The sequence below is a fragment of the Methylophilus sp. UBA6697 genome, assembly GCF_002454655.1.
Lineage (GTDB): Bacteria > Pseudomonadota > Gammaproteobacteria > Burkholderiales > Methylophilaceae > Methylophilus.
In genome coordinates, this window is record NZ_DKJH01000002.1 from 74,660 (window position 1) to 90,305 (window position 15,646).

At 51.2% G+C, this 15,646-nt stretch carries 14 protein-coding genes; 6 read left to right on the forward strand and 8 right to left on the reverse strand.

The features are described from left to right. Window positions 1-321 precede the first annotated feature (321 nt). The 5 genes from clpS to yajC all read right to left on the reverse strand — a co-directional run bounded on the left by clpS (window position 322) and on the right by yajC (window position 5,264). The gene (gene clpS / locus B3355_RS01150; RefSeq protein ID WP_019881392.1) at window positions 322-633 is read right to left on the reverse strand and encodes an ATP-dependent Clp protease adapter ClpS; all 312 of its coding nucleotides are present in this window, start codon (window positions 631-633) and stop codon (window positions 322-324) included. 82 nt (window positions 634-715) lie between these two features. Next, window positions 716-1,987 carry an HlyC/CorC family transporter gene (locus B3355_RS01155; protein ID WP_019881393.1) on the reverse strand — a complete coding sequence of 424 codons (1,272 nt, stop codon included), beginning with the start codon at window positions 1,985-1,987 and terminating at the stop codon, window positions 716-718. A gap of 98 nt (window positions 1,988-2,085) precedes the next feature. Further along, entirely contained in the window at window positions 2,086-3,030 is a 945-nt protein-coding gene (secF, locus tag B3355_RS01160; RefSeq protein ID WP_019881394.1) for a protein translocase subunit SecF, read from the reverse strand. A 44-nt stretch (window positions 3,031-3,074) separates the two neighbouring features. After that, a complete protein-coding gene (gene secD / locus B3355_RS01165; protein ID WP_019881395.1) occupies window positions 3,075-4,904 on the reverse strand; it encodes a protein translocase subunit SecD in 1,830 nt (609 codons plus the stop codon). A 45-nt stretch (window positions 4,905-4,949) separates the two neighbouring features. Continuing rightward, window positions 4,950-5,264 carry a preprotein translocase subunit YajC gene (gene yajC / locus B3355_RS01170; RefSeq protein WP_019881396.1) on the reverse strand — a complete coding sequence of 105 codons (315 nt, stop codon included), beginning with the start codon at window positions 5,262-5,264 and terminating at the stop codon, window positions 4,950-4,952. A 190-nt stretch (window positions 5,265-5,454) separates the two neighbouring features. On the opposite strand from yajC, the gene B3355_RS01175 reads away from it, so the two are divergent. Beyond that, the gene (locus tag B3355_RS01175) at window positions 5,455-6,102 is read left to right on the forward strand and encodes a hypothetical protein (protein ID WP_047514814.1); all 648 of its coding nucleotides are present in this window, start codon (window positions 5,455-5,457) and stop codon (window positions 6,100-6,102) included. Window positions 6,103-6,351: 249 nt separating this feature from the next. Here B3355_RS01175 and tgt read toward each other — a convergent pair whose 3' ends face one another. After that, complete coding sequence (tgt, locus tag B3355_RS01180) at window positions 6,352-7,578, reverse strand: tRNA guanosine(34) transglycosylase Tgt (RefSeq protein ID WP_292779452.1); 1,227 nt, start codon at window positions 7,576-7,578, stop codon at window positions 6,352-6,354. Between the two features lie 157 nt (window positions 7,579-7,735). On the opposite strand from tgt, the gene pssA reads away from it, so the two are divergent. From pssA to B3355_RS01200, 4 genes are all read left to right on the forward strand, one after another. Further along, the gene (gene pssA, locus B3355_RS01185; protein ID WP_019881400.1) at window positions 7,736-8,524 is read left to right on the forward strand and encodes a CDP-diacylglycerol--serine O-phosphatidyltransferase; all 789 of its coding nucleotides are present in this window, start codon (window positions 7,736-7,738) and stop codon (window positions 8,522-8,524) included. 139 nt (window positions 8,525-8,663) lie between these two features. Beyond that, window positions 8,664-10,196, forward strand: a complete 1,533-nt coding sequence (locus tag B3355_RS01190; RefSeq protein WP_024929466.1) for a 2-isopropylmalate synthase — start codon at window positions 8,664-8,666, stop codon at window positions 10,194-10,196. A gap of 91 nt (window positions 10,197-10,287) precedes the next feature. Then, on the forward strand, window positions 10,288-11,181 hold the full coding sequence (gene yedA / locus B3355_RS01195) for a drug/metabolite exporter YedA (RefSeq protein WP_024929467.1): 894 nt from the start codon (window positions 10,288-10,290) through the stop codon (window positions 11,179-11,181). A gap of 35 nt (window positions 11,182-11,216) precedes the next feature. Next, entirely contained in the window at window positions 11,217-11,885 is a 669-nt protein-coding gene (locus B3355_RS01200) for an HAD family hydrolase (protein WP_292779462.1), read from the forward strand. Between the two features lie 5 nt (window positions 11,886-11,890). Here B3355_RS01200 and B3355_RS01205 read toward each other — a convergent pair whose 3' ends face one another. Continuing rightward, on the reverse strand, window positions 11,891-12,985 hold the full coding sequence (locus B3355_RS01205) for a porin (protein WP_292779465.1): 1,095 nt from the start codon (window positions 12,983-12,985) through the stop codon (window positions 11,891-11,893). A gap of 149 nt (window positions 12,986-13,134) precedes the next feature. After that, window positions 13,135-13,968, reverse strand: a complete 834-nt coding sequence (locus tag B3355_RS01210) for a cytochrome C assembly family protein (protein WP_019881405.1) — start codon at window positions 13,966-13,968, stop codon at window positions 13,135-13,137. A 141-nt stretch (window positions 13,969-14,109) separates the two neighbouring features. On the opposite strand from B3355_RS01210, the gene ffh reads away from it, so the two are divergent. After that, the gene (gene ffh / locus B3355_RS01215) at window positions 14,110-15,471 is read left to right on the forward strand and encodes a signal recognition particle protein (RefSeq protein WP_292779470.1); all 1,362 of its coding nucleotides are present in this window, start codon (window positions 14,110-14,112) and stop codon (window positions 15,469-15,471) included. Window positions 15,472-15,646 lie beyond the last annotated feature (175 nt).

A 15,646-nucleotide genomic window follows, 5' to 3' on the forward strand; every position in this document is an offset into this window, starting at 1 on the left:
TTCCTTAATACACTACACTACAAAAAACGCCTCATTCACAGACGTAACTTCATGCAATACCGGTAAAACCTGTCTGTTTATTGTTATCGTGCTTTTTTCCAAAAAATTCAATGTGTCGTCGCTGCTTTTTGCTCACTTTTATATGAGTCAAGCTCGCCAGAATCACCTCATTACCATGCTACCACTGTGCAATCTGACTTGAACCGCAAGTATGTCAGTGTATTTGCCCGATATTCTCAGGATGCTACGACTGGACATCAGCGTGAGCCATCCGATTGGAACCGTTTCAATCTCGCATCTTTGGCATCTGGCGGTCGCGTTTCAAGCGGCTTCAATCACACATTGCAAAGGGTGTTGTGCTTCGCGGGCAGATTCCAAGACCTGATGCATTTTGGTTTCTGCAATATCCTGTGGGTAAACGCCACATACGCCCATGCCCTCTGTATGTACTTGGAGCATGATTTGTGTCGCTTGTTCACGAGACTTGTTAAAAAAACGTTCAATGACGGCGACGACAAACTCCATGGGGGTGTAGTCGTCGTTGAGCAACAACACCTTATATAACTCTGGAGGCTTGGGTTTGGCAACCTGGGATTCAAGAGCCAGATCACCTTCACGCTTGGGTCGTACCATAGTTTTGTATACCTGTCTTAGAACCTATTTTGCGCCTTGTATTGAAAAATTCAAGGGCCTGATGCAGGAGAAGTCCGGCTTTTTAAAGATAAATTTTGACGCGCTTGACGATACGGTCCTGTACGTCGAGGATTTCCAGCTTATGTTCACCGATTTTAAAGCTGGTGTCGGGTTCTGGAATGCCTTCAAAGTGCTCAAGAATTAAACCATTCAATGTGCGTGGACCGTCGGTAGGCAGGGAGAGTTTCAATTTGCGGTTGAGATCTCGCAGCAGGCTGCCGCCATCGACCAGCCAGCTGCCGTCTTCATGTTGATGGAAATGGCTGGCATGCTCGGGTGACTGGGTGGTGAATTCCCCCACCACCTCTTCCAGAATATCTTCCAGTGTCAGCAAGCCCTTGAACTCACCATATTCATCGACGACCAGCGCAATGCGTTCATGTCGTTTCTGAAACTGTTGCAATTGCGTGTAAAGCGGAGTGCCGGACGGAATATAGTAAGGCAGGCTCATGGCCGCCTGTAGCAGTGCTTTGGTTGGTGCTTTGCCGATGTGAAAATCACGCAGCAGAGGCAGCACCTTGCGCACATGCAAAATACCGACGATATCTTCGTGGTCACCTTGCCTCACCGGCAGGCGCGAGTGATGGCTGCGCGCCAGTTGTTCCATGATCTGGTCTATCGTATGGTCGAGGTCAATAAATTCAACCATGGTATGCGCGGTCATCGCGTCGTCAACAATAATGTCTTCGAGGTCTAGCAGGTTCAGCAGAATGGTGCGGCTTTGCGAAGGAATATATTGCCCGGCATCGCTGACAATGCTGCGTAATTCCTCGGTGGTGACTGATTGCGCCTGCTCGTCAAAATTGACGCGTACACCCAGCAATTTGAGGAAGGCTTTGACGAATAAGTTGACAAACCAGACCACCGGCGTGAACAGCCAGAGAATGGGATACAGTAAATAGCTGCTGGCAAAACCAAGTTTTTCGGCATGTGCGGCAGCGATGACTTTAGGCGATATCTCACTGAAGACGAGGATGGCAAAGGTGATGGCCAACGAGCCAAACATCAGGACGTAATCGCCTTCGCCAAACAGGCGTTCTGAAATCACGACTTCTAAAGTAGAGGAGCCAACGATACAAAAGGTATTGCCTAATAGAATGGCGCCCAGTGTTTTATCGGTTTGTGCAATGAGGCGGCTGGCCAGTTTGGCACCGCGATGACCTTCTTTGGCGAGGTGCCGCATCCGGTAACGGTTGAGCGACATCAGGCTGGTTTCGGCGATGGAGAAAAAGGCTGTCAGTGACAGCAGTAGCAATAGCAGACCAATCTGCCAGCTTAATGGGATGTTGTCCAAAAGAGTGGAGTTAAAAACAAGAAGCCACTAGTGTACCCACCAGTGGCTAAAAATCAAGCATCGTGACAGTTTATCGATGCCGCTTAAAAGGCAATCACTTAAGGCGCAACGGCTGCCTCATCTTCTTTCGGTTTTTTCTCAGTGTCGCCTATCAGGTTGGCGCGGCTCACGCCCAGCCACATGGCAATCGGGCAGGCGACCAGTACTGACGAGTAAATACCAAACAAAATGCCGATGGTCAGTGCCAGTGAGAAGTTATGCAAGGTTTCGCCACCGAAGAACAACATGGAACAGACCATGGTCTGCGTCATCATATGGGTGATAATGGTGCGCGACATGGTGCGCGTAATCGCATTGTCGATCACCTGCACAGCACTTGCTTTACGCATCTTTTTGAAGTTTTCACGCACGCGGTCAAACACCACCACGGATTCGTTCACGGAGTAACCTAATACCGCAAGAATCGCCGCCAGTACCGTGAGGTTGAACTCCCACTGAAAGAAGGCAAAGAAACCGAGGATAATAATGACGTCGTGCATATTGGCGATAATCGCGGCCACCGCAAAGCGCCATTCAAAGCGTAGTGCCAGATAGCCCATGATGCCCGCACACACCAGCAGCAAGGCCAGTGCGCCGTTTTCATATAGCTCTTCACCAACTTGTGAGCCTACTGATTCAACGCGACGAATTTCTGCCCCTGCATCTGCCGCCTTTAATGCGCTGGAGATTTTTTCGGATAATTGCGCGATTGACAGCTCTTTTTTCACCGGTAGGCGGATCAGTACATCCTGGCTAGAGCCAAAGTTTTGTACGGTGACATCTTTCAAGCCAACACCATCCATCACCTGGCGGATCTGCTCAATATTGGCCGCAGCCGGGTAGTGCACTTCCATCACGGTGCCGCCAGTAAAGTCGACGCCGTAATTCAGGCCGCGATGCAGCAGGAAAAAGATCGCCAATATAAAGGTAATCAGCGAAATCGAGGTGGTCAGACGCCCGTAACTCATGAACGGGATATCTTTTTTAATTCTGAATAATTCCATAATCTATTCTCTTTTATGCGTTGTCAGCGGCGATGCGATGGCGATTAACCAATCGGCAGATGCTCGATCTTGCGGCGGTAGCCGTACAACAAATTGACCAGTGCACGGGAGACCAGCACGGCACTAAACATGGAGGTCATAATGCCCAGCACGTGTACCACGGCAAAGCCCTTGATTGGGCCGGTACCAAACATAAATAAGGCCAAACCCGCAATCAGTGTGGTGACGTTGGAGTCCAGAATGGTATCGAATGCGCGGTCGTAACCAGCGTGGATACTGGCTTGTGGCGTGTTGCCATTGCGCAGTTCTTCACGGATACGCTCGTTAATCAGCACGTTGGCATCAATGGCCATGCCCAGTGCCAGCGCAATCGCTGCCAGGCCTGGCAAGGTCAGTGTCGCTTGCAACATGGAGAGAATTGCCACCAGCAACAACAGGTTGACGCCCAGTGCCATGACAGAAACACCACCAAAGACCATGTAGTAAACAATCATCATCACCGCAATCGCAGCAAAGCCCCACAACGTAGAATGCACGCCGCGTTTGATGTTTTCTTCACCCATGCTTGGGCCAACGGTACGTTCTTCGATGATTTCCATCGGTGCCGCCAGTGCACCCGCACGCAGCAGCAGTGAAATGTCTGTGGCTTCCTGGGCATTCGCCATGCCGGAAATCTGTACGCGACCGCCGCCAATTTCTTCGTTAATCACCGGCGCCGTGACTACTTCTGTACTGCCTTTTTCAATCAGCAGAATCGCCATGCGTTTACCAACGTTTTCACGGGTCACGTTTTTAAAGATGCCTGCACCACGGCCATCCAGGGTCACGTTGACCACGGAAGAACCATTCTGGCCATTTACGCCAGGGCCTGCATCGGTGATGCGGTCACCAGTCAGCACCACGCTCTTTTTCACCAGTACCGGGCGGCCTTCACGGTCAGAAAACAATTCGTCACCAAAAGGCACCTGGCCAGCTTGCGCCTTTTGTAGCGTTGCCATGTCGGATTTTTCTTCATCCACCATGCGGATTTCCAGCGTTGCCGTACGGCCCAGAATCTCTTTGGCTTTGGCCGTGTCCTGAACACCTGGCAATTGCACCACAATGCGGTCCACGCCTTGTTGTTGCACGATAGGCTCAGCCACGCCCAATTCGTTAATCCGGTTATGCAGGGTTTGCAAGTTTTGCTTGAGCGCAAATTCCTGGATGCGTTTTTGTGCTACCGCGCTCATGCTGGCCGTGACGCTAAAGTCTTTATCGCTGCCTGCAATTTTGTAGGTCAGGTCAGAAAAATCTTTGGCTAACAGATTACGTGCTTTGGTTGCTTCCGCTTCTGATTCAAATTTAATCACCACCACCTGGCCTTGACGCTCAATGCCGTAGTAATTAATTTTTTCCTTGCGCAAAGACATGCGGAAGTCGCCAACCGTACTTTCTGCAGCTTTATCCAGCGCCGCTTTCATGTCCACTTGCAGCAGAAAGTGCACGCCACCACGCAAATCCAGGCCCAAATACATCGGCTTGGCGCCTATGCTTTGCAGCCAGTTTGGTGTTTGTGGTACCAGGTTGAGCGCCACGGTGTAGTCTTTACCCAGGTTGCCAACCAGTTTGTCTTTAGCCAGCAATTGCGTATCCGTATTGGCAAAACGCACTTTCACGCCGCTGGCATCCATAAACAAACCGTCAAACGGGATGTTGGCCAGTTTCAGCGTGTCTTCCACTCTCTGTAGCAGGCTCTCATCTACTTTGAGTGAGGTTTTGGCCGGGCTGATTTGCACCGCTGGCGATTCACCAAAAAAGTTGGGGATCGTGTACAGCAGGCCAATGATAAACACTGTGCCGATCAGCACGAATTTCCATATCGGATAACGGTTCATAACAAACTCTAGTTCAGAATGAAAGACAGGCGTGTCTTGTGTGGGTTAAATGGACTTCAATGTGCCCGCTGGCAACAGGGTCTGCACCGTATGTTTTTGCACATTGACCACTGTATTGGCAGCGATTTCAATGCTGACAAAGTTTTCGCTCACTTTAGTCACTTTGCCAACGATACCACCGGTGGTTGCCACTTCATCACCAGCCTTCAGGGTTTCCAGCATGGATTTATGCTGTTTTGCCTGTTTGATCTGCGGACGGATCAACATAAAGTAAAACAAGACAAAAATCACCACCATAGGCAGAAAGCTCATGATGTCGGTGGCTGGGGCGCCAGCTGCGTAGGCGTTGCTGATAAACATATCTATTCCTAAGTCATACTGAAAATAACGCATGATTCTATCATAGAGCCTTGTTAATCTGTCATCAGCGATCTGTATGACTGCGCAATAACGCTTGACTGTGAATTGTAAAAGTATTTTAATGATTGGTCGCCATTGTCATTGGCGATAAAAGCAGTTCACGACTATTTTTTTAAAATTGGAGGAGCGTATGCAACATTATATAAAGTGTTTGGCAGCAGTTTCTTTGGCGATGTCTTGCCAGTTGGCGCAAGCAGGGGTGATTGTGCAGCCAGCGACAGTGGGCGCGTCAACATCTGATTTTGGTGGCTCGTATGCACTGGTGAATCAGATCAACCAGTCGGGCTTATCTGCAGGCTATATTGCAGGTGTGACAGACTTTGACAGCTTTGTCGCCGGTACGACGCACGATGGCCTGTCCGCGTTGAATTCAGGTTTCAGTGTAGGCCCTTTTGGCAGTTTTAGTTATGACCTGGGGGCTGTGTACAATATCGATGCCATCGGCTTATGGGCGACCGCCAATACTGGCTCGGTATTGCAATTTAATTTATATGCCGATAATGACAATGATTTTAGCAATGGCAACAGCGGTTTGCTGGGTGGCTTTACTGCGGTAGGTTCGAATTACACTGCGGCAGATCCTGGTCAGGCATTTACTTTCGGTGACGTTTCTACCCGTTACGTACACATGGAAATCCTGACCACTGATGGTGGTCCACAGCCTGGTTTAGGTGAAGTGATTTTCCGTACGGCGACCATGGTGCCTGAACCTGAACCAATGGCCTTGTTTGCGGTTGGTCTGGTGCCGCTTTGGTTGCGTCTGCGCAAAAAAGCCTGATTTGCAATTTGGTTAGTGATGTCAGTCAACGTTTAAAAGCCAGCACCTGTTTGCGTGCTGGCTTTTTTATCGTGTGTTGATGCTGAGGTGGAGTGATTGCAATAAAAGGTTGTTCTTTGGTTTGACGGTTGCTTTTCGCCTTTTCGNNGCAAAAAAAGTAACTCGCCAACAAGGCGAAAAAGAATTTTAAGTCAATCCACCAGCACGGCGAGAAGAGCGATCTTTTACATTAATGCTAAATGAGGAGGCTTAACGCTTTTCCGCTCGCTTCCGAGCAAACTCAGCCTTGAAAGCCTCAAAACGATTCTCTTCAATTGCTGCCCGCATGCCTTGCATTAACACCTGGTAATAATGCAAATTATGAATGGTATTTAATCGCGCGCCCAGAATCTCACCTATGCGGTATAAATGGTGCAGGTAAGCACGGCTGAAGTTCTGGCAGGTATAGCATTCACAGTCGGCATCCAGCGGACGTGTGTCGGTTTTATAACTGGCATTCTTGATTTTGACATCGCCGTATTGTGTGAACAACCAGCCATTGCGCGCGTTGCGCGTAGGCATCACGCAGTCAAACATATCAATCCCGTAACTGACAGCATCAACCAGATCTTCCGGTGTACCAACGCCCATTAAATAGCGTGGTTTGTCTTTGGGCATTTGCGGCGCGGTGTGCGCCAGGATACGCAGCATATCTTCTTTAGGTTCACCAACCGACAGGCCGCCGATGGCATAGCCGTCAAAACCGATGGCTTCCAGGCCTTGCCGCGAAATATCGCGCAGGTCTTCATACATGCCGCCCTGGATGATGCCAAACAATGCGTTCTGGCCAATGCTCGCCCCTGCGGCGTTGGCATCGTCTTCGGTTCGTTGCTGTACTTTTTGTACTAGCTTCCTCACCTCATCCTCGCCGCCTTCCAGGGCCATCGCTTGTGGGATTGAGTGACTTTGGTAGACATTAAACGCATCGCGGCTGCGTTGCGCCCAGCGCTGGCTGAGTTCCATCGATTTGCGTGCCTGGTCATGGCTGGCCGGGTAAGGAGTACATTCGTCAAAAATCATGACGATGTCACTGTTGAGCACGCGCTGGATGCGCATGGATTCTTCAGGGGTGAGAAAACAGCTATCACCATTAATAGGGGATTTGAATTTAACGCCTGCTTCGCTGATTTTACGCAAGTCACCCAGGCTCCACACCTGAAAACCACCAGAGTCGGTCAGGAGTGGCTTATCCCAGCCCATGAACTTGTGAAGTCCTTCATGCGCGGCAATGACTTCCAGGCCCGGACGTAGCCATAGGTGAAAAGTGTTACCGAGCACAATGTGTGCCTGAATCTCGTTGAGCTCTTGCGGCGACATGGCTTTAACCGTGCCGTATGTGCCGACTGGCATAAACGCCGGGGTTTGTACCTCGCCATGTGGCAGGCTAACGGTGCCGCGTCTGGCAAGACCATCGGTATTGTGTAAGGAAAACTGCATGAAAGGGCGATAACTGGCTGAAATAAACGCCTATTTTACCACAGCTGCGTGACCAGCTTCTGACGCCGCGCGGGCGCCTGCAATCGCCAGATGCGCTTGCATTTTTTGTGATTGCCCGCAACAATGCTGCTATTCCGCAATTCTGAAAAAGTCCTTTATGGTTGACCCACAAAACCGCCTGTCACGTCGCGAGCAGCACACCAGTCTGCGCCAGCGTGGCATTTACCTGCTGCCTAACTTGTTTACGTCTGCCTCATTGTTTGGTGGTTTTTACGCCATTGTGCAGGCGATGAACCTGCATTTTGAGCAGTCAGCGATTGCGATTTTTATTGCCATGGTGATGGATGGCCTGGATGGTCGTGTTGCGCGCATGACGAACACGCAGAGTGCGTTTGGGGCTGAGTATGACAGCCTGGCCGATATGGTGTCGTTTGGCGTGGCACCTGCGCTGATTATGTATGTGTGGGCCTTGCAGCCCATGAACAAGCTGGGCTGGATTGCCGCCTTTATCTACTGCGCCTGTGCGGCCTTGCGTCTGGCGCGTTTCAATACCAAGCTGGACGACCCGTTTCAGGACAAACGCTACTTTCAGGGTTTGCCTAGTCCAGCTGCGGCAGCGCTCATTGCCGGATTTGTCTGGGTGTCTTATGAATACAATATCGATGGCCGTGAAATTTTCTTTGGCGCCTTGCAAGTGAAGTGGATCGCCTGGTTCCTGACCGTATTTGCTGCTGGTTCCATGGTGTCTGACCTCAAGTTTTATAGCGGTAAAGATATCAACCTCAGACACTCCGTACCGTTTGTCGCTATTTTGGCGGTGGTGCTGGCCTTTGTGCTGATTTCATACAGTCCGCCAGAAGTGTTATTCAGCGTGGTGTTTGTGTACGCTTTGTCTGGATATTACATGTGGGCGCGTGAACGGTTGGAAGCAAAGAACGCTGCTTAAGTGATTGTTAGGTTGATAAAAACGCGCTGTTTCTGGCGCGTTTTTTTATGGACGAGTCGCCAGGCGGTTGTGCCTCGCAGTATGATGGTCATTTGTAGGACAAGCGAGTAAAATTCGCTTGTTAGGTTTAGGAAAACTCATGGAACACATTATTATTTTTGATACCACGTTGCGTGATGGCGAGCAAAGCCCGGGCGCGGCGATGACCAAAGAAGAAAAAATCCGCATTGCGCGCCAGTTGGAAAAGCTGGGCGTAGATGTGATCGAAGCCGGTTTTGCGGCAGCCAGCCCAGGCGATTTTGATGCGATTTCAGAAATCGCCAAAGTCATCAAAAACTCTACGGTGTGTTCATTGGCGCGTGCCAGTGAAAATGACGTGCGCCGTGCTGGTGAGGCCATCAAGCATGCGGCTAAGGGCCGTATCCATACCTTTATTGCCACCAGCAAAATTCATATGGAAAACAAGTTGCGCATGAGCGAAGACCAGGTGGTCGAGCGCGCGGTGCAAGCGGTGAAATGGGCGCGCGAATATACTGAAGACGTAGAGTTTTCTGCCGAAGATGCCGTGCGTTCCGAGATTGATTTTCTGGTGCGTGTGTTTGAAGCCGTGATTGAGGCCGGTGCCAAAACCATCAATGTGCCGGATACCGTGGGCTACAGCATCCCAGAAGTGTGGGGCGAGCGTTTTGCCATTTTGCTCAAGCGCGTCAAGGGTGCCGACAAAGTCGTGTGGTCTACGCACTGCCATAACGACTTGGGCATGGCAGTGGCCAACTCGCTATCAGCGGTAATGAATGGCGCACGCCAGGTCGAGTGCACCATCAATGGCCTGGGTGAGCGCGCAGGTAATGCCAGCCTGGAAGAAATTGTCATGGCGATTAAAACCCGCAGCGATATTTTCAACCTGAGCACGCGCATTGATACCACGCAAATCGTGCCGTCTTCCAAGCTGGTGTCTACCATTACTGGCTACCCGGTACAGCCGAATAAGGCCATTGTCGGTGCCAATGCGTTTGCGCATGAGTCCGGCATTCACCAGGATGGCGTGCTCAAACACCGTGAAACGTATGAAATCATGCGGGCCGAAGACGTGGGTTGGGGCGCCAATAAACTCACGCTGGGCAAATTGTCTGGCCGCAATGCTTTCCGTACCCGTTTGAAAGAGCTGGGCATTGAACTGGAAAGTGAAGATGCCTTGAACGCTGCTTTTGCGCGTTTTAAAGAGTTGGCCGATAAGAAGTCTGAAATCTTCGATGAAGACTTGCATGCGCTGGTGAGTGACGAGGTGGTGCAAGATACGCGCGAGATGTTCAAATTGTCTTACCTGCAAGTGGCGTCGCAAACTGGCGAGATTCCACATGCGATCCTGACGTTGAGTGTCGATGGGGTGGAGCAGCGCACAGAAGCCGATGGCGGTGGCCCGGTAGATGCGACCTTTAAAGCGATTGAAAATGTGGCGCAAAGTGACTCTGAGCTGTTGCTGTATTCGGTGAATAACATCACCAGCGGCACGGATGCACAGGGCGAGGTGACGGTGCGCTTGTCCAAAGGGGGCCGCATCGTTAATGGCCAGGGCGCGGATACCGATATTGTGGTCGCTTCAGCCAAAGCCTATTTGAACGGCTTGAACAAGCTGTATGCCAAAGCAGAAAAATTGAACCCGCAGGTGTAAGCAGGCTCTGAGTTAACGCTTGCTGCTGATGGGTGGCAAGCGTTTTCTTTTTGTATTTAATATTCGTGGATGAAAGGTTGGGCAAGTCGCAATGACGCAGAGAAATCATTGGTTGCTGGTGATCATTGCGCTGACCTGTACCTACTTTATCTGGGGCTCTACTTATCTCGCAATCAAGTATGCGATTGAGAGCTTTCCACCGTTTGCGATGGTGGGCATACGCTTTACGATTGCCGGGTCTTTGCTTTATATCATCTTGCGTGGTTTTGGCCATGCGGCGCCCACACGCATACAATGGCGTGGCGCGGCCTGGGTGGGGCTGCTATTACCGGTGCTGGGTAATGGTACGGTGTCACATGTGCAACTGCATGTATCATCCAGTGTTGCCGCCTTGGCCATTGCCACTGCACCAATCTGGATGGCGATTTTCTCTAGCGCGTGGGGGCACAAAATCAGCCGCCGCGAGTGGTTGGGGATTGGCATTGGCCTGGGCGGTATTTTATTGCTGAATACGCGTGGTAGCCTGCAAGGGGATTGGCTCAGTGCTGGCCTGCTGATGTTTGCCGCCGCTTCGTGGTCGCTGGGCTCGGTATGGAGCAAGCATATGGCAATGCCGCAAGGCCTGATGGGCGCGGCCAGCCAGATGCTGTGCGGCGGCCTGATTGCCTTGCTATTTAGCCTGGTATTTGGCGAGCAATGGCCAGCACAAGTCACGCCGCGGTCATGGGCAGCGATTGCTTTCCTGATCGTGCTTGGTTCCATGGTGGCGTTTTCTGCTTATCACTGGTTGCTACACCACGTGCGGCCCATGGTTGCCAGCAGTAATACCTTTGTTAATCCGATTGTGGCCTTTGTGGTCGGCGTCTGGTTTGCCGATGAGCAGATTCACCTGATGGAATATATTGCGCTGGCCGTGATTCTGGTCGGCGTGTTTCTGGTGTTAACTGCGACCAAAGAAGCGGTGCCCGACGAACAAATCGTTTAATCACTATTGTTTAATTATTTAAGTGNNGTGATTGTATGAAGCAAAACCTGGCGTTATTTGATTTGGACAACACCCTGCTGGCGGGGGATAGTGACTATAACTGGAGCGTATTCCTGATCAGCGAAGGCCTGCTGGATGCCGAGCAACACAAGGCGCGCAACGAGCAGTTTTATGAAGACTATAAAAACGGTAACCTGGATATTTATGCTTTCCTCAAGTTCCAGTTGCAACCGTTGTCGCAACATCCCAAGGCGTTTCTGGACGAATTGCACACAAAGTACATGGACACCGTAATTCGCCCAATGATGACGCAGAAAGCGCAAGACCTGGTCAACCAGCATAAAGCCAATGGCGATTTGTGCATGGTGATTACGGCCACCAATAGCTTCGTCACCAAGCCGATTGCCACTGCCTATGGCATTGAAAACCTGATTGGCACCGACCCGGAAATGGTTGACGGCCAATTTACTGGTGGCGTCAGTGGCACGCCCAGCTTCCAGCAAGGCAAGGTAACGCGTCTTAATGACTGGCTGGCGGTGCGCGGCCAAACCCTGGCAGATTTTGAAACCAGTTATTTTTATAGCGACTCACATAACGATTTGCCATTGATGAAGCTGGTGACCAATCCCGTCGCCGTGGATGCAGACCCGACATTGACTGCGTATGCCAGCGAGCATGGCTGGCCATTAATTAGCTTGCGTTAATATTTCTAAAAGCTGATGGTTAATGCGGTCACTGCCATCACGTTATTATCCACCAGCCGCGAGCCGTTTTTATCGAAAATGGCGTCGCGGCTATTCAACTGGCGTAGTTCGTTGCGCCACACCATGCGTGTATTAAGTCGGTAATCCACATTGACTGAATAGCCAGTGGTCTGAAACCCGTTGCTGGTGCCTGTGCTAATAATCACGCCATGTTTGTCCCTGTAGTGCTCCAGCCGCGCCGCAAATTGCAGCCGGTCTGAGTAGGCGTAGCGCAGCACCATATTCGGGCTGACCCAGACGTTGTAACGATCACTGCCGGGCGCAGCCTGTTCGGCGCCAATATCCAATGCTGTGATCAATCCCCATTGCTCATTCAGCTGCCACTGCACATAAAAATTATGAAAATAGCGCATCTGGCGTTGTGCGTCTGATTTGTCGTTGCCGATAAATGAGCTGCTGTTAATTGTGAGTTTATCGCTGGGCTTATAGGTGAGCTGGTGGCCGATGGCTGGCGTCGTGTTGCCATCAGGGCGGTGTATGCGCTGCCAACCGGTGAGCAACAGGCCACTGACCAGCCACTTGCCATCCTCGGTGGTGTAGCTCAGTTTAGCGCCTGTTTCAAAATAGGGCGAGTTGTCTGCCATCAGGCTGCGTGTCAGCGTCCAGTTATCAATGCCCACTGCACTCTCAAAACCAATATGGGATGGCAACACGCCTATATCCAGCCACAGATCGTGCTCGCTGGAAAGTTTAAGGCCCAGGTTCGCTTCATAAATATCGCGCAAGCCATGCGGCTCGGCGGCATAGTTGGCGCGCATATAGGTGCCGCTGCCCAGCGCCAGATTGCCGCGTACGCGTTCAGTCGTCAGCGCAGCTTTCAGCATGGCCAGGTTGATGCTGGGGCTGTCGGTGACGTTGTGGCTGTAGACGAATCCCGGCCGCCTGTTATTGGCCGGGTCGTTAAAGTCGTGGATCAGGTAGCTTTCAAGGTAAGCACTTAGCTGTACCGGGCTATGGCTGGCAGGGGTTTGTACGTCGTCTGCCTGAGCAGTCAGTGCCAGGCAGAATAAAGGCGTAATCGATAATAAAGAGGGTTTCATGCTGAGCATCCAAGCAACAGGTGCCAGCAGAATAAAGGGCTGCACCTATCAATCACATAAACATCGCGCCATAAATATAACGATAAATGCCGCCAGTGATTGTGCCGGAAAACAAGGGGAAAGCAGGGTAGTTCTGGTGGTGCAGCCGTTTAGCGGCCCAGCACCACGTGCAGCACAAAGCGGCTACCAATATAAGCCAGCAGTAATAAAGCAAAGCCCAGCAGCGTCCAGCGTGTAGCGACTTTGCCGCGCCAGCCGTATTTAAAGCGGCCAAACAATAGCCAGGCGTAAATCAGCCACGAGGCAATAGAGAAAATAGTTTTGTGGTTAAACTGCAAGGGTTTGCCAAAAATCTCTTCGCTAAACAGCATGCCGCTAATCAGGGTGATGGTTAGCAGCACAAAGCCAACATGCAATACTTTAAATAGCAGGGCATCCAGCACCATCAGTGGCGGAAAGTCAGGTAAGGCCAGCCAGCTGTTTTTCTGGTGCAGGGCACGCTCGGCCATGCGCATCAGGCAGGCATGCAACGCCGCAAAGGTAAACAGGCTATACGCCACGATAGCGATGAGGATATGCAGGTTAAACAAGGTGAAGCCATGCGTATCTACATAATAATCTTTCACCGCAAAGCCGGGCATCAGCACAAACAGGGCGGCAGGGGGTAATACAAAGGCTTGCAGGCTACGCAGTGAGTGCTTTAAATCTGCCAGCCAGTAAATCAGCACGGTCAGCCATAGAATGGCAGAGAGTGCGTAGTAAACGCCAAGGTTCAGCGAGCCAATGGCAAAAATGTCGCGGTACAGCAGCCCGCCATGCATGGCCAGGCCCAGCGCCACCATCGCGCTGTGTAGCTGAAACGGAAAGGCTTTTTCATCGACTGGTTTGCCCTGTGTGGCAATACGCCAGTAATCCAGGGCCACCGCCATATAGACAAACGCGACAATCAGGTAAGGAAGCAGGTGTTGAGTCATGCCTGGCATTATGGCAAAACTCGCTGCATTCGACCAGCGCGGTAACAGCGGTGCGCGCGATGTTTAGCATTAGTTTATTTTAGGGTTGGGCTGGCATGAGGTAAAATTCAGCTCATCGAATATTCACTTGTTGTGAAAGAAAGGCATTCCATGCTGGAAAACCTGACCGGCCGCTTGCAGGGCGTGATTAAAAACTTGCGCGGCCAAGCACGTTTGACTGAAGAAAATATTGCCGATGCCATGCGCGAAGTACGCATGGCTCTGCTCGAAGCCGATGTGGCGTTGCCGGTAGTGAAAGATTTTATTGCTCGTGTCAAAGAGCGTGCCAATGGCCGCGATGTCTTGCAAAGCCTGACTCCGGGCCAGGCCGTGATTGAGGTGGTCAACCAGGAGCTGACCGCGCTCATGGGACAAGCCAACGAAGGCCTCAATCTGGCAGCGGTGCCACCGGTGGTGATTTTAATGGCAGGTTTGCAAGGGGCTGGTAAAACCACCACCTCCGGCAAACTGGCCAAACTGCTGAAAGAACAAAAGAAAAAAGTATTGCTGGCCAGTGCCGACGTCTATCGTCCAGCGGCGATCACGCAGTTGCAAGCCTTGGCTAAACAGCTGGAGATTGACTGCTTTGACAGCAACCCACAGCAAAAGCCGCTCGATATTGCTGCGCAGGTCATGGATCAAGCCAGAAAGAGTTACTACGATGTAGTGATCTTTGATACGGCGGGCCGTTTGGCGATTGATGAAGCCATGATGGCCGAAATCAAAGACCTGCATGCCTACCTCAAGCCGACTGAAACGCTGTTCGTGGTTGACGCCATGCAAGGCCAGGATGCCGTCAACACCGCCAAAGCCTTTGGCGAGACCTTGCCACTCACCGGTGTGATTGTCACCAAGCTGGACGGTGATGCGCGTGGCGGTGCTGCGCTCTCTGTGCGCCACGTCACTGGCAAGCCAATCAAGTTTATCGGTGTCAGCGAAAAAGTTGATGGCCTAGAACCTTTCCACCCCGACCGCATGGCTGGCCGTATTCTCGGCATGGGTGATGTATTAAGCCTGATTGAAGAAGCGCATAAAAAGGTCGACATGGCCGAAGCGCAAAAAGTCGCCGATAAGATTAAGTCCGGCGCCAAGTTCGACCTCGAAGACTTTAAAGCGCAAATGATGCAAATGCAAAAAATGGGCGGCATGGCTTCGCTGATGGACAAAATGCCCTCGCAAATTTCCGGCATGGCGCAAAAGATCAATACCGACGACGTCGATAAATCACTGCGCCGCCTCGAAGGCATTATTAATAGCATGACGCCAGAAGAGCGCCGCAAACCCGAGTTGATCAAAGCCACGCGTAAGAAACGCATCGCGGCTGGTAGCGGCGTGCAAGTGCAAGAAGTGAACCGCCTGCTCAACCAGTTTGAAGAAACTCAAAAGATGATGAAGATGTTCAGCAAAGGCGGCATGGCAAAAATGATGCGCGGGATGGGCAGCATGATGGGCGGTAAATTCCCCGGAATGTAAAGCGAAAAAACGGGATGAATGAAAAAATAAACTTTTTATACAAAAAAAGCGAAAACAGCATTGACCAAATTTAATTCATCCCCCATAATCGCGTTCTTTCAAATTTGACGCAAAACAAAGCGGCAGACAAGAAACAGATGGGGTGTTAGCTCAGCTGGTAGAGCAGCGGACTTTT